Annotated in this window: 15 protein-coding genes and 1 tRNA gene; 13 read left to right on the forward strand and 3 right to left on the reverse strand. The window is 60.0% G+C overall.

The annotated features are described in order from the left end of the window. The first annotated feature begins 5 nt into the window (after positions 1 to 5). The 12 genes from ACM6I6_RS08390 to ACM6I6_RS08445 are packed head-to-tail and all read left to right on the forward strand — an operon-like array spanning position 6 to position 12,505. Complete coding sequence (locus tag ACM6I6_RS08390) at positions 6 to 1,988, forward strand: phage tail tape measure protein (RefSeq protein ID WP_414919750.1); 1,983 nt, start codon at positions 6 to 8, stop codon at positions 1,986 to 1,988. Beyond that, the gene (locus ACM6I6_RS08395) at positions 1,985 to 2,302 is read left to right on the forward strand and encodes a DUF2590 family protein (RefSeq protein ID WP_095146977.1); all 318 of its coding nucleotides are present in this window, start codon (positions 1,985 to 1,987) and stop codon (positions 2,300 to 2,302) included. Before ACM6I6_RS08390 ends, ACM6I6_RS08395 begins: the two co-directional genes overlap by 4 nt. Beyond that, positions 2,299 to 3,474 (forward strand): baseplate J/gp47 family protein, encoded by a 1,176-nt coding sequence (locus tag ACM6I6_RS08400; RefSeq protein ID WP_414919751.1) that lies wholly within the window; start codon positions 2,299 to 2,301, stop codon positions 3,472 to 3,474. Before ACM6I6_RS08395 ends, ACM6I6_RS08400 begins: the two co-directional genes overlap by 4 nt. Then, positions 3,467 to 4,060, forward strand: a complete 594-nt coding sequence (locus tag ACM6I6_RS08405; protein ID WP_414919752.1) for a phage tail protein — start codon at positions 3,467 to 3,469, stop codon at positions 4,058 to 4,060. The genes ACM6I6_RS08400 and ACM6I6_RS08405 overlap by 8 nt, the downstream gene beginning before the upstream one ends. An 8-nt stretch (positions 4,061 to 4,068) precedes the next feature. Further along, complete coding sequence (locus ACM6I6_RS08410; RefSeq protein ID WP_414919753.1) at positions 4,069 to 5,745, forward strand: phage tail protein; 1,677 nt, start codon at positions 4,069 to 4,071, stop codon at positions 5,743 to 5,745. A 9-nt stretch (positions 5,746 to 5,754) separates the two neighbouring features. After that, complete coding sequence (locus ACM6I6_RS08415) at positions 5,755 to 6,465, forward strand: phage tail protein (RefSeq protein ID WP_414919754.1); 711 nt, start codon at positions 5,755 to 5,757, stop codon at positions 6,463 to 6,465. Next, positions 6,462 to 7,382 carry a hypothetical protein gene (locus ACM6I6_RS08420; RefSeq protein WP_414919755.1) on the forward strand — a complete coding sequence of 307 codons (921 nt, stop codon included), beginning with the start codon at positions 6,462 to 6,464 and terminating at the stop codon, positions 7,380 to 7,382. The genes ACM6I6_RS08415 and ACM6I6_RS08420 overlap by 4 nt, the downstream gene beginning before the upstream one ends. Next, positions 7,379 to 7,927, forward strand: coding sequence for a DNA-binding protein (locus ACM6I6_RS08425; protein ID WP_414919756.1), 549 nt, complete (start codon positions 7,379 to 7,381; stop codon positions 7,925 to 7,927). Before ACM6I6_RS08420 ends, ACM6I6_RS08425 begins: the two co-directional genes overlap by 4 nt. Then, positions 7,924 to 8,634: a hypothetical protein gene (locus ACM6I6_RS08430; RefSeq protein ID WP_414919757.1), complete on the forward strand. Its 711-nt coding sequence runs from the start codon at positions 7,924 to 7,926 to the stop codon at positions 8,632 to 8,634. The genes ACM6I6_RS08425 and ACM6I6_RS08430 overlap by 4 nt, the downstream gene beginning before the upstream one ends. Continuing rightward, positions 8,607 to 9,557, forward strand: coding sequence for a hypothetical protein (locus ACM6I6_RS08435; RefSeq protein WP_414919758.1), 951 nt, complete (start codon positions 8,607 to 8,609; stop codon positions 9,555 to 9,557). The genes ACM6I6_RS08430 and ACM6I6_RS08435 overlap by 28 nt, the downstream gene beginning before the upstream one ends. Before the next feature lies 1 nt (position 9,558). Beyond that, positions 9,559 to 11,682 (forward strand): sialate O-acetylesterase, encoded by a 2,124-nt coding sequence (locus ACM6I6_RS08440; RefSeq protein ID WP_414919759.1) that lies wholly within the window; start codon positions 9,559 to 9,561, stop codon positions 11,680 to 11,682. A gap of 16 nt (positions 11,683 to 11,698) precedes the next feature. Then, complete coding sequence (locus tag ACM6I6_RS08445) at positions 11,699 to 12,505, forward strand: hypothetical protein (RefSeq protein WP_414919760.1); 807 nt, start codon at positions 11,699 to 11,701, stop codon at positions 12,503 to 12,505. A gap of 48 nt (positions 12,506 to 12,553) precedes the next feature. On the opposite strand, the gene ACM6I6_RS08450 is transcribed toward ACM6I6_RS08445, so the two are convergent. The 3 genes from ACM6I6_RS08450 to ACM6I6_RS08460 all read right to left on the reverse strand — a co-directional run bounded on the left by ACM6I6_RS08450 (position 12,554) and on the right by ACM6I6_RS08460 (position 14,984). Beyond that, a complete protein-coding gene (locus tag ACM6I6_RS08450; protein ID WP_414919761.1) occupies positions 12,554 to 13,345 on the reverse strand; it encodes a hypothetical protein in 792 nt (263 codons plus the stop codon). 898 nt (positions 13,346 to 14,243) lie between these two features. Further along, positions 14,244 to 14,819, reverse strand: a complete 576-nt coding sequence (locus ACM6I6_RS08455; RefSeq protein WP_414919762.1) for a hypothetical protein — start codon at positions 14,817 to 14,819, stop codon at positions 14,244 to 14,246. An 80-nt stretch (positions 14,820 to 14,899) separates the two neighbouring features. Beyond that, positions 14,900 to 14,984, reverse strand: a tRNA-Leu gene (locus ACM6I6_RS08460). 105 nt (positions 14,985 to 15,089) lie between these two features. Here ACM6I6_RS08460 and queA point away from each other — a divergent pair. Continuing rightward, on the forward strand, positions 15,090 to 16,154 hold the full coding sequence (gene queA / locus ACM6I6_RS08465; RefSeq protein ID WP_046820403.1) for a tRNA preQ1(34) S-adenosylmethionine ribosyltransferase-isomerase QueA: 1,065 nt from the start codon (positions 15,090 to 15,092) through the stop codon (positions 16,152 to 16,154). Positions 16,155 to 16,158: the final 4 nt, after the last annotated feature.

A 16,158-nucleotide genomic window follows, 5' to 3' on the forward strand; every position in this document is an offset into this window, starting at 1 on the left:
AACACATGGCTGACCGCGCCGCCCGCCTGGCCTTCATCTTGAGCCTGACCGACAAGGTCACCGCGCCCCTGGGCAAGGTGAAAATGGGTTTTTCCGACCTTGCTGAGCAGGGCGAAAAGAACATCAAGACGATGGGCTTGGGCTTGGGCGGCTTGGTGGGTGCTGGCGTAGCGATCACCCAGTCATTGGCACCCGCCTTGGAGATGAACCGCGCCCTGGGCGAGGTCAGATCGCTGGGCGTGGCCGAAGACGCGCTGACCGCGCTCAATCAAAAGGCGCTGGAGTTCTCTGTCGACTACGCGGCCAATGCCCGGGATTTTGTGGCGTCAGCGTCCACCATCGATGGCGCTATTAAAGGCCTGTCCGCCAGCCAACTGAGCTCGATCACCAACACCAGCAACGTGCTGGCCAAGGCGACCAAGGCCGACGCGGAAACCACCAGCGCCTACGTGGGCACCATGTACAACCTGTTCAAGGGCCAGGCGGACGCCTTCGGCAAAACCGAATGGATCGAGAAGCTGGGCGGGCAGACCGCACTGGCGGTGAAGCTCTTCCGCACCGATGGCGCGCAGTTGAAGGATGCGTTCAAGGAAGTCGGCTCGATCGCGACCACGGCGGGTGTAGACCTGGCCGAGCAGTTCGCGGTGATCGGCTCGCTGAGCAGCACCATGGAAGGCGGCGACGCCGGCGGCATCTACAAATCGTTCTTCGAGAACATCGGCAGCGCCTCGGAAAAACTGGGGATGAAGTTCGTCGACCAGAACGGCAAGTTGCTACCGATGCTCGACATCCTTGGCAAGCTGGAAGGCAAATTTGGCGATCTGAACAGTGCCAACGCCGGTGCCAAGCTGATCGACGCCTTTGGCGGCGAGGGCGCGCGCGTGATCACGGCACTGGCCAAGGACACCGATCGCCTGCGCATTGGCATGGACCAGTTGGGCAAGATTCGCGGTCTAGAGAGTGCCGAGCAAATGGCCAAGGCCATGGTCGATCCCTGGGCGCAATGGACGTCCTTGGTGGAAAGCATGCGCGCCCTGTTTGGCCAGGTGCTGATCCCGGTCCTGGCGCCGTTCATGGAAAAGATGGTGGCGATCGGCAAGGCGCTGATGCGCTGGGTCACCCTGTTTCCCAACATCACCCGGGTGATCGGCATCACCGCACTGACCATCTTCGGCATCATCGCCGCCATGTCCCTGCTGACCCTGGCGGTGGGCATGTCGAAGATGGTCTGGCTGGGGATGCTGACCGTCTGGAAGCTGCTGAACTGGACCGGCTACCGCAGTATCGCCATGTTCCTGTTCCACACCGTCATGACGATCGCCTTCGTCGCCGGCCTGGTGCTGCTGTACACCTGGATGGGCCTCGTCAAGGTCGGGATGGTGGCGTGGCAGGCCGCTATCTGGCTGGTCAACGGCGCGCTGCTGGCCAACCCGGTGCTGTTGATCGTTGTGGGCATCGTTGCCCTGGTCGCGGCGGTGGTCGCCGCCATCTACTACTGGGACGAATGGACCGCCGCCCTGATGAACAGTGCGGCCTTCCAGTGGGTCAGCGATCAGTTCAAGGCCCTTTCCGACTGGTTCAGCTCCATGGGCGGCTGGTCCGCCATGGCCAAAGGCGCCTGGGATAGCATCGTCGGTGTCTTCTACAAGGCCATCAACAGCCTGATCGAGATGATCAACAGCATCCCGGGCGTGAACATTGAAGCGCGTTTTGGCGGCATGCCTGAAGTACCAGGAGTCGACGCGGCAGTAAGTGCGGCCAACACCGCCGGCGCTGGGCAGAAAGCTCAGGAGAGCATCAACGGGGCCATTCCAAGCCTTTCCCCCACGCGGCCGACGGCCGTGCCCCCGGGCGGGTTGCTGACCAGCATTCAGAACACCAAAAACCAGACAAAGACCACTCCTGTAGAGAACGTGAACATCTACACCAGCAAGCCAATGACCCCGCTTGAGCTGGAAAACATGGTCGCGATGGGAGTAGGCGGATGAGCCTCTACATCGATCTGCTGATCACCAATAACGACCTGACCCTGGATCCGTCGAACCAGCCCCTGCTGGTGGACGATCGGGCCAGCATCGCCCAGGACATCGGCCACATGATCCGCGAAAGCGGGCTGCTGGTGACGATGGTGGCCGAGCGCGATCGCTTCCGCCAAGCCGACTGCATCCAGCAGCTGGAGCTGCTGGTCGAGACCGACGTGCGCCTGGTACCGGGCACCGTCCGCATCCTTGGTGAAGGGACAGGGAAGTACCTGGTGACGGCGAAAACCGTTGAATTTGGATCTGTCGAGGTAGTGCTGTGAGTGACGTGGACTTCAAACAGGCGTTGAGCGACGCCGGCATTCCGACCACCGAGGCCAAGCTGCGCGCCGCCTGGGAACTCGAAGTGATCGCCCAGGGCAGCAAGTTGAGCAACACCAGCGCCTGGTCGCCATTCTGGCGGGTGATCACCGCCCTGGTGACCAAGCCAGTAATGTGGCTGATCGAATTCATTGCCGGCACCGTGCTGCCGAACTTCTTCGTGAAGACAGCGACCGGCGCCTGGCTGGACATGTTGGCTTGGGCGGTCAACGTCACCCGCAAGCCAGCGACAAAGGCCGAGGGGTTGTTGCTGTTCACCCGCAGCGCGCTGGCTGGCTTGCTGGAAGTGCCGGCCGGTACCCGAGTTCAATCGATCGCCATCAACGGCAACGTCTACGAGCTGGTGACGGTGGCAACGGCGAGCTTTGCCGATGGCGAATCGCAGATCCGCGTGCTGGCCCGAGCGAAACAGGCCGGCAGCGGCTTCAACCTTGCACCAGGTTACTTTTCCATCCTGCCGGAGCCGGTGCCCGGGGTTGTCCAGGTGGTGAACGCTGACGGCTGGCTGAGCCAGCCAGGCGCCGACACCGAGCCCGATGATGAGCTGCGCCTGCGCGTGCGCAACCAGTTCTCAGCGGTCAATCAATGGCACACCGACGCGGTGTATCGCGCCATGATCGCCGCATTTCCCGGTGTGCAGCCTGACGGCGTTTATTTTGAACACAACGCGCCCCGGGGCCCCGGCAGCGCCAATGCCTTTGTGCTGTTCGAAGCGGACTCGCCGGCGGATTCCTACCTGGCTGAAATCAACAACTCCATCCGCGACCAGGGCAACCATGGCCACGGCGACGACCTGCTGGTGCTGGAAATGCCGGCCACGCTCCACACCGTACATTTAACGGTCTGGCCGAAAGCTGAAGTCGGTGCCGAACGCTGGCCGAAGTTGAAATCAGACATCGAGCTGTTCATCCGTGCGGCGTTTCGCGAGAGCAGCGAGAACGACTATCAGCCAACGCTGACCCATCCGCAGTCCCGTTTTTCCTTCAGCCGCCTGGGTGAGGAATTGCATCAGCAGTTCCCGGGGATCGACTCCCTGGACTTCGACAACGACGACATCATTTCTGAGCTGACCATCCCGCGCCTGTCCGGGGTTGAGGTTGTGCTGAATGCTTAAGTTGAGCCTGCCTTTTTGGCTGGACGGGCCGGAGCTGGCCAAGCTTAAAGCCGCCGCGCAGTCCTGGTGGGGCAAGGTTGAGAGCTGGGTGAACTGGCCGTTGCTGCAGCTGGACGCCGAGACCTGCCACCTGAGCGTGCTCGATCTGCTGGCTTGGCAGCGCGACATCCAGCGTTTTCATGGCGAGCCGGAAGGGCTGTATCGCCGACGGGTGAAGTACGCCTTTATCAATGCCGTCGACGCCGGCAGCACCTCCGGCATGGTGCGCATCTTCGAACGCCTGGGCGTGGGTTATGTGGAGATCCAGGAGCGCCTGCCGGATCTGGATTGGGACGTAGTCCTGCTGCACCTATCCGACACGCAACTGAGCGAAAACCCGGTGCTGCTGCGCGTCCTGATGCAGCAGTACGGGCGCACGTGCCGGCGTTACGACTTCGTCACGATCACCCCGGTGAAGCTGAACATCGGCGTGGCCGACTTCAACGACGATCAGCAGACCCTGATTGCCACGTTGGATGACAGCGCAAGCCGCCTGGTCGTGATCAACGAGCTCGCCATTCTCACCTTTCTGACCGATTCATTTTAGGAGCCCCCATGGGAGCGAGCATTACCCTTGCCGGCGAAAGCCTCATTGCCCAGAAACAAGGCGCTGGGGAGAAGCTTGATATTGCTCGCTTCGTGCTGGCCCTTGTTCCTGGCCTTGATCCGAATGCGCCGGTCGATCGAGCAGCTGGCAAGCCGCCGGCGGATCAGATCGTTTACACCAAAGTCTATGACCGCAAAGGTTATGTCAGCCCCAACCAGGTGATCTACAGCCTGATGGTGGGCTCCGATGTGGGTGACTGGGACTTCAACTGGATCGGCCTGGAAGCCGCCGAAGGCGTGCTGCTGGCTGTTGCCACGGTCCCGGTACAGCAGAAGCGCAAGAACATCCCGCCGCTGCAGATCGGCAACAACGTCACCCGCAACTTCCTGGTGGAATTCAACGGGGCCCAGGCACTGACCGGCGTCACCGTGGATGCCAGCACCTGGCAACACGACTTCACGGTGCGCCTGAATGGCATCGATCGGCGCGAGCGCATGAGTAATCGTGACGTCTTTGGCCGTGTCTGCTACCTGGCCAACAGCCTGCAGATGGAGCGCAACGGCTTCGGGTTGTATCAGCTCAAGGCCGGGACTGCCTACGTGGAAGGGATCCGCGTCGAACTGCCTGAGCCTGTCCAGGTGCAATTGCCGGCACTGCCGGCCAAAGCCTGGCTGGACGTCGCCCTGGCCCGCGAAGGCAGTGACACCGTTGCCGTCTGGAAGGTGGTGTTTGGCGAGGCGAAAGCGGACTACGCCGACAGCAACGGCACAGCCCACTACGTGGTGGAGCTGGCCAGCGTGGCGGTGTCGGGCGAGATCACCGACCAGCGTCAAAGCGAGCCCATCACCGACGCCCTGGTCAAGCGGATCGCCCTGCGCGATGGTGATTACGAGGGCCTGCGCGCCCGCGCTACGACCAAGGACGACGTCGATCTGGGCAACCTGCCCAACGCCAAAAGCGACGATCCGGAAACCGACAACAGCGAGATCCTGGCCACCACCAAGGCACTCAAGGCGCTGCGCAAGATTATCGAAGACTCCGAAGTCGGGCGAATCGGCACTTTTGCCATGGCCACGCCACCGCCAGGTTGGTTTCGCGCCAATGGAGCGGCCGTGTCGCGCACGGTTTATGCTGCCTTGTTCGCCAAGATCGGCACCACCTACGGTGCCGGCGACGGCGTAAGCACGTTCAACCTGCCGGATCCACGTGGCAAGTTCATCCGCGTCCTGGACGATGGCCGGGGCATCGATGTCGGTCGGGTGCTGGGCAGCTCTCAGGCTGACGAAATCCGCAGCCACAGCCACACCGGCAGTTCCGGCGCGGCCGGTGGTCACGGTCACACCGGCAGTTCCGGCGCCGCTGGTAACCACAGCCACACCGCTTCAAGCGATTCCCAGGGTGCCCACGCTCACACGGTGAAAGAGGGCTCCACCAACCCGAGCATGGTCGGTGGCGAGCTCTTGGCGTCCGGCGACGACGTCACTCAAGTCGCCGGCTCTTACTCAACGACGTCCACCGATGGCGCGCACGCGCACAACATCACCGTCAACTCAGTGGGTGATCACTCCCACGCAATCACGATCAACGCAATCGGCGACCACTCCCACGCCATCACGATCAACGCGAGCGGTGGAGGCGAAACCCGGCCTCAAAACATCGCCTTCCTTGCTTGCATCAAGTACTGAGGCCATCCCATGGACACAAAAATCGTCTACCAAACCGATCACCTGGGCATCTTCACCGGAACCGCCGTGGCCGATCGCTCGCCGCTGGAACCTGATGTCTGGCTGATCCCCGGCGGGTGTGTGGAAGTTGCCCCGCCGGCGGTACCGGCAAAGAAGGCAGCGTTTTGGGATGGTCGTCGCTGGCAGCTGGTCGACTCATACCAGGGGCTGACGGCGTACAACATCGTGACCCGCGAACCCCTGGTGATCGAGCGCGCCGGTTCGCTGCCGACGGGGTACACCTTGGAAAAGCCAGGCCCGGGGCAGATTTGGGGCAACGGTCACTGGATCGATGACATCCCGGCTGTGATCGAACTGCGCTACGTCGCCCAGCTGGCCATGGTCAACACCGCATGTCTGCAGGAGATCACCGGCGGGTTCTGGTCGTCGGTGCTGGGCGATCGCTTTTTCTACGACACCGAGCTGGAAGATCAGTTGAACCTGACCGGCATGATCCTGCGTGGCTTGGGCGGCGCCTACGCCTGCCGCGATGAGTCCGGCACCAAAGCCTTCCTGGAGCACACCAGCGAGCAGCTGCGTGAGATCGGCGACGAGTTCACCGAGTTCAAGCTGCAGCGCCTGCGCAAAGCCAACGACCTCAAGCAAACCCTGGCAGCGGCGCGATCGGCTTCGGATCTGGACGCGATCAACGCCGTGGCGTGGGAGTCGGCGCCGGTATGACCTGGGCTCCCATCACCCTGCGCTGGCCGGAGCAGTCCACCCAGTGGCTCGACGACCTCGAGGCGGCGAAGGCTTTGGCAAGCAGCGAGCTGGCCAGCACCGGGCAACGTCTGGCAGGTCTGGCCGACTTGGCCACCACTTCACCAGGTCCGGTCGGTGCGGCAGCAGAGGCCGCCGTGGCCGCTGGCCGGGCGGGGCTGACCGATGCCCTGGGCGAAGTGCCGGCCTGCCTGGTGGTGACGCCGTTTCAAAGCGGGGTGGGGCAGGGCCGTGGTTACCAGCGGTACCTGTCCGCACCCAACCTGCTGCAGCAGCTGGGCGAAAAGCTCGAGGACACCGGCGACGACAGCCGTCCGGCGGGTTCGCAATATGCCTTGGCCGTGATGTTCCTGGGCACGCGCTACGACAAGTTCGCGGCAACATTGGCCCGATTCAATGCCGTGTTGCCCATGTCGGACCTGCAGCGCGCCGAACGCCGAGCGAAGAACCTGTTCGCCCTGGACGCGGAAAAGTGGGAATTGCCCACCGCCGGCACGCTGCCGCGCTGGGGCACGTTGCCGCTGGAACGTTGCACCGTGACCAAGGCCGCCACGCAAGCACTGAACGGTCAGCTGTCGTCACTGGAAAGCTATGCGGACAGTTCACCGATGGCGGATCTGGCGAAGCTGGCTGCCCGTAAAGCCAGCCAGGCCCAGGCACAGGCGCAGAAACTCGCCGACCTCAAGTCGCAGTTCGCCGGCGGTACCGCCGACGACAGCATGCGCGCGCGCCTGATCGGTCCGGGCAATGCCGCCGAGTTGCGTCACCAGCTGCTGCAGGGCGAAGCCCCTGGTCATGAGTGGGGACTGTCCGCCGGCGTGCTCCTGGTCGGCTCCCTGAAGGGGTTGTCATTCGTTCGGGAATTGGTGGGCCTATGACCTTATTGCTCGATGGCGAACAGGTGCGCGGCAAAAACCTCAAGGTCACCGCCAACCTGCGAATCGAAAGTGACGACCTGTCGGGGCAGACCAGCAACACCGATTCGGCACACAAGGGATTCAAGCCCAAGACACTGGCCGTCACCTTGTTGATTCGCTTTGTCGATGCGGAGTATCTGCGCAACCTGATGCGCCTGGCCGAGGCGACCGGCACCGGTGGCGAGCTGAAAACCTATCGGGTGGTCAACGACACCGCGGCTGCGTTTGGCGTTCGCCAGGTGCAGTTCACTGACGGCGTCAGCGCCCGTGAAGACGACTCGGTGAAAGCTTGGCTTGTGCAATTCACGCTGGCGGAAAAGCTCTCCAACCCTGAGCGGGTGGAGGCACGCCGCGCCGGCAAAGCGGTGACACAACAAGGCGCCCCGGGCCAGTCCGTGACTGCACCAGGTGCTGGTGGCGGTGGAGCCGACGCACCAGGTCAGGAGCTCACCGGCTTCGAAGCCACCCTGAAAAAACTAGATAAGTACCTGGGCGGTGAGTCATGAGCGTGAAATTGCACAAGGTGCTCACGATCGGCGGTGTCGTTTACCCCTTGGTGAGCGATGACGTGCGCCTTGAACTGCGAACCCCCGGCCGCGCCACGCTGACCATTCAGGCAGCGGCGCCGGTGAAAGGGCTGGTGACATTGGACATTGGCTACAACGACAGCCCGCTGCAGCGCCACTTCATCGGCTACGTCGAGCGCTGCACCTCGTCCAACGCGATCGAGCAGGTGCTGTTCTGTCGCGAGCTGGCCGCGATCCTGGCCAAGCCGTTGCCGATCAACCTGCGCCATGCGGACCTGAGCACCGTGCTGGCCGACATCAACCAGAAAACCGGGCTGAGCTTTCGAGTTCCTGACAAGGCATACGCCAAGGTTAAAGCCCCGTTCTTTTACAACCTGGCCGCCGGCTACCAGGCCATGGACAGCTTGGCCCGCGTGTTCGGGATCCCTGACTTCATGTGGCAACAGCAAGGCGACGGCGAAGTGTTTGTTGGCAGCTGGGCTGACAGTTTCTTTGGCTCCCGATCGCCGCTGCAGCTGCCCGTCGCGTTGTTCGACGGCTACCAAAACAACCAGAGCGCGATGATTGCGGCCCTTCCCGGGTTGCGACCAGGTGCATCCATCAACCAAGGCGAGCGGATCACCCAGGTGACGCTCACCGGCAATCAAATGGCGATCCGATGGAAGACGCAATCCGCCGCAGCGTAGAGCGGCAGTTCCCCGAACTCACCGGCGGTTATCACCTGCCGCGCTTTGCCCGGGTTGTCGGTGTGGCGGACGCCCCGACCGGCGCCGGGATCTGCGACGACTTCCGTCCGCGCTTTGCGGTGGACCTCGAGCTGCTGGGCGAGGACGACGAGCCGGATCCGGCGCTGCCGGTGCTGGCCGGCGTGCCGCTGCCAATGCCGATGGGCGGCGACGAGATGGGGTTTTTCGCCTTTCCCGAAGAAGGCACCCGCGTGGTCGTGTCATTTGCCTACGGCCTGCCAAGCAAGCCATTTATTCAGGCGATCCTGCCGCACGGCTTGAGCCTGCCCAAGGTGCCGAAAGGTGACCAGGTGTGGCAGCACAGCGACGCCGCCCAGCAGCGCGTCGATGCCGACGGCAACTGGTTGCGCCAGACCGATGGCCGAATCCTGGACAAGTCGATCGACCGCGAAGTGGAGAGCCTGACCAACATCGAGCGTCACCAGAGCAGCAAGGTGGAGGTGGACGACCATTCAACCGAGTCGGTCGGAGGCACCAAGGCGATCGAGGCGATCGGCGCACTCAAGCTGCTGTCGGGCGGGGCTGCAAGCCTGGCCGCTCTGGATGATTTGCACCTGGCCAGCGGCCGCGACCTCAACCAGGTGGTGGGCCAGAAGCTGAACCTCACAGTGGGTGGCCAGCTGCAGGAGCGCATTGAAGGCGCCCGCCGCAGCATTGCACCCACGACCTGGCTGGGATCTGAGTCGGTGAACGTGCTGCAGGTGCTGTGCGATCTGATCGACGTGGTCATCCAGATGAATACCGATATCGCCAGCCACCAGCACGCATCCAGCCCCGTCCCAACCAACGCGGCGAGCTTCGCCGGTCACGCCGGTACCGGCGCACAACTTTCTGGGCAGCTTGCGCCCATCACCGGAGTCTAATTTGGAACTCAAGAGCTTTTTCGTCCAGGACGACCAGGGCAATAAACTGCCCGGCGCCGTTTGCTACATGTACCAACGCGGTACTGAATCGATCGTTGAGGGGCTGCGCAAGCCGAACGGCGAGCCGCTGCCCAACCCGTTCAACTCTGACAACGATGCCAAGGTCCAGCTGGGCGCGCCGAACGGCCTTTATGACATTCGGGTCTCAACACCAACCCGGGATTACCGGATCCCCCTGCAGTTCAACGACGTGTCCGATGTTCTGGAACAAGCGAACACTGCCGCTACTCGCGCCGAAACGGCCCGTGATTCCGCGCACCTAACATCCGGAGTGAAGACCACAATCGAAGAAGGACTGCTGAGCGCCCCAGAAGGTGGACTGTTCAGCGTCCTGGCTGCCTCAACCGATGACTATGTCAGCGTCTACCAGAAGGTGGCAGGCGCGGCGGTGTACAGAAGGCGCTATCCCTCGGGCGACCTGGTGCGCAATTTGGATTACGCGGCACGTTTCGCAATCAAGGCGGCAGTGCCCCGCAGCATGGCCGACTCCAGCCATCCGTGGTCCGTGGTCGATGAAAGCCGAAAGGTGATTTTGGGCGTGCGGAAGAACGGCATCGTGGATGCGGTCCTTGACCGCATGCCAGGGCTTTCCCTGCTGGGCGATTACGCCTGGTGCATCTGCGATGAGAACAAAGTGGTGCTATTGGGGATCAAGTGGTCCGGTGAACTGGTCACCTACCCATCGGCCCTTGCTTCGACGCCAACCGGCTATGCCTGGGACGAGGGCGTGCCCGGGAAGCGCGACATCTTCACCCTGGTCGACGGCGTGCCGTATCAACTGACGTCCAGCGGCGACAACACGTCGCCCGAAGTACTGGCGGGCCAGGTGCACTACATCGAGCGCAACGGCGCCGTGATCAGCCGCGCCGTACCCGTGCCAGAGGCTGGATCCGTGGCCAGTTTCGTGAACTCGATCATTCACGTCATTTCTCTAGGCCAGTCGTTATCCTGCGGCATCAACTCAGGTACGCCGGTCACCCAGCAGCCACCATCGGCCAATCGGATCCTGACGATCAAGGACGGCATCCAGCTGGACGATGAGAAGGGCGTGCTATCGGCGGACATGGTCGCGCCATTCAAGCCGATGGTGGCCAAGACCAAAGAGCCGCCAATTATGCAGATGGCGGCCGAGATCAACCGGGCTCGCTACCTGCCGGCCACTGCCGGTCTGCTGGTGAGCAATCACGGCCGAGGGGGGCAGGGCATCACCCAGCTCAACAAGGGGACAATTCCATACCAGAACAGCCTGACCGCGATCGCCGAGGCCAAGGCCGAATGCGATCGCAAGGGCTGGCCTTACCGGATCCCCTGCATTTGCTGGAACCAGGGGCAGCACGACGGCGGCATGGCAGCGGGGGTGTACTACGGACACCTGGTGCAACTGCAGGCTGACTATGAGGCGGACATTCAGGCGATTACCGGCCAGACCGGGCGGATCCCGATGGTGGTCACCCAGATGAGCAACTGGACCGCGCCGACCTACAACCGATCGTTCAGCAATATCCCGCATGAGCAGTACCAGGTCGCTCTGGACTTCCCTGATCGTTTTGTTGTGGCCGGGCCTCAATACTGGCTGCCAAGCAATAGCGACGGTATTCATTTGCCAGCGGTTGCATATAGCCGGGATGGGATCGCCCTGGCGGGTGCAGTCGGGGCCATGATTAAAGGCGAACAGTGGAAGCCAACGGCTTGTGTGTCGGCTGTTCGTAATGGCTTGAAAGTTACCCTGCGCTTTAATGTGCCTCACGGACCATTGGTGATTGATACGGTTAACGTAAGTGATCCTGGCTTTTGGGGATTGCGTTGGATTGATAGCACGTCAAGTGCATCTATTGTGGCAACTGAGTTAGTCGGCTACGACGCGATCGAAGTAACACTTAGCAATGAGCCGACTGGTAGTTCTCCGATTATTGGAGTGGCGGACATTGGAATTGCCAGTACATTGGCCGGGCCAACTACTGGCCCCCGAACTTGCATTCGGGATAGCAGCCCTAGATTAGATCGTACTGGTCTACCTGTTTACAACTGGGCCTGTCATAATCGGGTTTCAGTAATTACTATTTAAATTCAAGGTGTCCTAAATGAGCGGAATGCGTGGGCAAGTTATTGTGCTGCCGGGTGTTAAGGCGCCGGATGCACCTGGAGCAGTAAAACTTCAACTTTCAAGTGCGGATGTGGTTGCATCTTCGATGGCAAGTTTGCATCGAGTAATGAGCCCCAAGAGTCTGGTTTCGCTGACCAACGGCGGTGTGGCCGGATACTGTCGCGTTTCCGGCGAGGCACTGATTCAAAAGGGCAGTGTTCCGTCGGTGCTGCGCCTGGTGAAAGTCGGCAGCAAACCGGCGCTCGGCCTGAGCTATAACCTTGGATTGGCTGGTCTGGCATTTCAACCAGGAAGCGCGTCCAAGTCCTATACACAAGTGGCAGTGGTGAGCGTTGCAGACCCCACCGATCGAGTGAACTTCCTGTTTACCTTCACTGATGACACTGCGATTTCATCGACACTGCGTTACGACATTACCACCGCGTCGCCCAGTCAGAAGGTGTTTGTGTGCTACGGCAGCAGCAACAATCCGCCGCACGCAGAAGTTGCACGTCCGGCGGGTACCTGGGCAGTTGTAATTGTCGATTACGACGACGAGTCTCGTAAGGTATCGATCGCGGTCAACCAGGTGGATAGCTTCGTTGAAAACCTGAAGTCAGTTAACCACCCTGTAGTGGACACCAGTTATTTCGAAGTTGGCTACCACGCCAGCGCTAACGGGTTGCGTGACGCTAAGGTCGGGGACGTATATATCTTTAATGAGTCGCTGCGATTGAACGTCGCCGGGATGGCTCAGCTGGGCCAATTGGTCGCCGCACTAAAGGCTGAGTACGGCATAGCCTAATAACACCGATATTTAATAGCCCGCCAATTGGCGGGCTTTTTATATGGTTCAAGCTTGTTCAGGCCAGGGCGTCCCTCTCCGGGCTAGGTCATCAATAAACTCAGATTTAACGTCGAATCTCTGCGCGGTTGAAAACCAATCCGCGAAGTATTCTGGTGGACCATCTAAAAAGACATCGCATCGCTCTATGCAGAAGATAGCGAGATTTCCCGCATTCATGCACTGGCGTTTGTATTCCGTTCTGTCTTCCATAGTTTTCGGGGTCGTCAAAGCCTTGATAATCGCATTGACGTCTTTCAAGGTTGGCAGCATTGAAACGATATTATTCCGCTGCTGCTGGGTGTAGAGATGGGCGATCTCAACGAAGTGCTTCTCTATATAAGGAGAGTAAATTTCACCTGGTAATCGGTGAGCTACGATCTGAGAACCTTTTCCGATGGCGTCGAGATGCCTGACCGCTTCAGTGAATACAAAACTTGCTTCACGGCGAATTCGGTCGATGTCCTCAGTGATGCACATCATTTTGTTGGTGTTTTCTTTTTTACTTTTGGACTTGTCCCGGAACAAATTCAAACTGAAACCAACCACTATCCCGAGTAGAGATGACGCGACGGGTAGCAATAGCTCCATTGACCCCTTTTCCTTTCCGGTCGCTGCCAAATAGTTTAGGCACTGCGTAAAGCTGTCCATTTCCAAAGCATTCGTCCCCTCATAGCCCCATCGAGATCGGAGGCAACCGCCGACCGCGCAACGCTGGGCATTCTCACGCTGATTCCGAGCTCTGGGCAACACCTGGTTGGGTGCGCGCTGCTTCACCGCGGCAAAAAGGACGGCTGACATAAAAATCTCACCGAAAAAGCACTTATCCCCCTCCCGCCGACGGGCCTTGTGTCCTTTTTTTGTGCAAATCCGGTTGTAGTGCAAACGATGCTGTAGCCCAGGCGGGCCGTGGGGCTCTGCAGGCGATCGGCAATTTCACTGAGTGCAAAGTTTTGAAGGGAAATGAAGCGGGGTTGCACAGCGGCGAAGAGTGCGGTCACGGAAGGGGGCTCGCTGGAGTGCCAGGTTTCATTGGGCGAAAACTTTGAAAACGTGGGTTTCAGTGGATTTTCCAAAACGCACACGATCTTTTTAGGGCGGAGTTGGGCTGTGTGTGGGGATAGGCTTAATTCCCTGTAAGCCACGTGCGACAAGGGTTTCGGGCGGGCCGCAGCGTTTCAGTGGCTTTCACTCTCAGGCGGCATTCGATAGGGGATTACAGGATCGCGCCAAGGCTTCAGAAAAAACCTTTTCTCGGTAACCCCCTCCAGACGTGTAAGTGGTGTCAGGAGTGTCAGAAACCGGCTGGAAGCCCCGTACTTGCTGGGGATCGTCACTTACAGTAGGAGTGTAGGAAACTGTAAGTGGAGTAAGGGTTCGAAAAAAAGTCTTATAAATCAATGGGTTGTGATGCCTCTCACTTACAGTCTAAAACTGTATGCAAAAAACAGCTCCCCGACACTTCACTTACAGTTTTGAAAATCCATAATCCCTTGATTTGTAAGGGTTTAAGAGAAAATAGAAATCTCACTTACACTTCTTACACGTTTTTGAGGGTAGGACCGGAAAACTTTTTCCCCTCGCATAGGGGGTGTGTGACTGATGCGCGGACACTCATTGCGGACTTGAGAAATCGGGCCTCTCAAACACAGCTATCACTCGCTGATAGCACCTCACCATCGAGCAGTTCCGAGGGGGTCTACAGGGTTGGGCAAGCTGTGCTTTGTGTGGTTTTCTTTCTGTTGGTACCCGCGAGAGCGAGGTTTCGCCGGTGTGCTCTGTCGGCAGCCTCTTGGAGTCCTTTGGTCAGGTCCAAGGCAATCGCGGGCTGCTTCTCTGCAACTCTTCGCATCAGAGGTGACGACTCGATGCGATTCAGCTCCTTGATTTCCTCCAGAGTGAAATGGTTCTTGAGGGTGGTTACCGCGATGTCTATCAATTGGCTGTTCTGAAGGCCCATGTCGAGCATGCAGTTAATCGTCTCGGGATCGGCCTTATATTCGAGCCTGTAGCGTTCAGCTCTAGCTTTGTCGAGCGCTTCCATGCTCGCTCGGATGCCACTGCTCTCGATGTAGTATCTGGCCTGAACATTAATATCGTCGCTGGTGACAGGAGCGTTCGACGCCGGGCTGACAGATGAGGAGATCTTGTCCCAGTTAGAAAAAATCACCCCGAGCAGACCTATAACAGCGATGACAATCTCGTTTCTGCGCGACGCCACATCCGGCTCCTGGTGATCCATGTCTGGGAGTGTGGCCTTCACGTCGACTGACATCGATCAGTCAAACGCATTACGCCAAATTTACGCCAGACGAAAAAAAAGGCCTTGATAATCAAGGCCTTTCTTCATTGTGTTGGTGCCCCGAGGGAGACTCGAACTCCCACTCCTTTCGAAAACGGATTTTGAATCCGCCGCGTCTACCAATTCCGCCATCAGGGCAATGGCCGCGGAGTATAGAGATGAGATAACCGTCGGTCAATCAGGTACATGGAGAATTTTTGATAATTCCGCTAGACTTCCCGGCCCTGCTAGACGAACCCCATCATGCGCGTTGCTGACTTTACCTTCGAGCTTCCTGATTCGCTGATCGCCCGCCATCCTTTGGCCGAGCGTCGCAACAGTCGCCTGTTGACCCTGGATGGGGTCAGCGGCGCCCTGGCACACCGTCAATTCACTGATTTGCTGGAGCATTTGCGTCCCGGCGACTTGATGGTGTTCAACAATACCCGGGTGATTCCGGCACGACTGTTTGGCCAGAAGGCTTCCGGCGGCAAGCTGGAAATCTTGGTGGAGCGGGTGCTCGACAGTCATCGCGTGCTGGCCCATGTGCGCTCCAGCAAATCACCGAAGCCGGGGTCGAAGATCCTGATCGACGGCGGTGGCGAGGCCGAGATGCTGGCGCGTCATGACGCGTTGTTCGAGCTGGGCTTTGCCGAGGAGGTGTTGCCGCTGCTCGATCGCGTCGGGCACATGCCGCTGCCTCCTTATATAGACCGCCCGGACGAGGGCTCGGACCGTGAGCGTTACCAGACCGTGTACGCCCAGCGCCTGGGCGCGGTGGCGGCGCCGACGGCGGGGCTGCATTTCGATCAGCCGCTGATGGAGGCGATTGCCGCCAAGGGCATCGAGACCGCGTTCGTGACCCTGCACGTCGGCGCTGGCACTTTCCAGCCGGTGCGCGTGGAGAAGCTCGAAGACCACCACATGCACACTGAATGGCTGGAAGTCGGCCAGGACGTGGTGGATGCCGTTGCCGCGTGCCGCGCGCGCGGTGGTCGAGTGATAGCCGTGGGCACCACCAGCGTGCGATCCCTGGAAAGTGCGGCGCGCGATGGCGTGCTCAAGCCGTTCAGCGGCGATACAGACATTTTCATTTACCCTGGCCGGCCGTTTCATGTGGTCGATGCCCTGGTCACCAACTTCCATTTGCCCGAATCCACGCTGTTGATGCTGGTTTCGGCGTTCGCCGGTTATCCCGAGACCATGGCCGCCTACAAGGCCGCCGTCGATAACGGATACCGCTTTTTCAGCTACGGTGATGCGATGTTCATCACTCGCAACCCTGCGCCGACCGCCCCTGAAGAATCGGGCCCAGAGGAAACTGTATGAGTCG

The sequence above is a fragment of the Pseudomonas sp. IT-P218 genome (assembly GCF_949767605.1).
Classification (GTDB): domain Bacteria; phylum Pseudomonadota; class Gammaproteobacteria; order Pseudomonadales; family Pseudomonadaceae; genus Aquipseudomonas; species Aquipseudomonas putida_AE.

What these genes read in the sequence shown, in the direction of transcription:
- ACM6I6_RS08405 (WP_414919752.1), top strand. Translation starts at nt 3,467, where the DNA reads ATGCTTAAGTTGAGCCTGCCTTTTTGGCTGGACGGGCCGGAGCTGGCC.
- ACM6I6_RS08420 (WP_414919755.1), top strand. Translation starts at nt 6,462, where the DNA reads ATGACCTGGGCTCCCATCACCCTGCGCTGGCCGGAGCAGTCCACCCAG.
- ACM6I6_RS08430 (WP_414919757.1), top strand. Translation starts at nt 7,924, where the DNA reads ATGAGCGTGAAATTGCACAAGGTGCTCACGATCGGCGGTGTCGTTTAC.
- ACM6I6_RS08390 (WP_414919750.1), top strand. Translation starts at nt 6, where the DNA reads ATGGCTGACCGCGCCGCCCGCCTGGCCTTCATCTTGAGCCTGACCGAC.
- ACM6I6_RS08425 (WP_414919756.1), top strand. Translation starts at nt 7,379, where the DNA reads ATGACCTTATTGCTCGATGGCGAACAGGTGCGCGGCAAAAACCTCAAG.
- ACM6I6_RS08410 (WP_414919753.1), top strand. Translation starts at nt 4,069, where the DNA reads ATGGGAGCGAGCATTACCCTTGCCGGCGAAAGCCTCATTGCCCAGAAA.
- ACM6I6_RS08395 (WP_095146977.1), top strand. Translation starts at nt 1,985, where the DNA reads ATGAGCCTCTACATCGATCTGCTGATCACCAATAACGACCTGACCCTG.
- queA (WP_046820403.1), top strand. Translation starts at nt 15,090, where the DNA reads ATGCGCGTTGCTGACTTTACCTTCGAGCTTCCTGATTCGCTGATCGCC.
- ACM6I6_RS08455 (WP_414919762.1), bottom strand. Translation starts at nt 14,819, where the DNA reads ATGTCAGTCGACGTGAAGGCCACACTCCCAGACATGGATCACCAGGAG.
- ACM6I6_RS08415 (WP_414919754.1), top strand. Translation starts at nt 5,755, where the DNA reads ATGGACACAAAAATCGTCTACCAAACCGATCACCTGGGCATCTTCACC.
- ACM6I6_RS08445 (WP_414919760.1), top strand. Translation starts at nt 11,699, where the DNA reads ATGAGCGGAATGCGTGGGCAAGTTATTGTGCTGCCGGGTGTTAAGGCG.
- ACM6I6_RS08450 (WP_414919761.1), bottom strand. Translation starts at nt 13,345, where the DNA reads ATGTCAGCCGTCCTTTTTGCCGCGGTGAAGCAGCGCGCACCCAACCAG.
- ACM6I6_RS08435 (WP_414919758.1), top strand. Translation starts at nt 8,607, where the DNA reads ATGGAAGACGCAATCCGCCGCAGCGTAGAGCGGCAGTTCCCCGAACTC.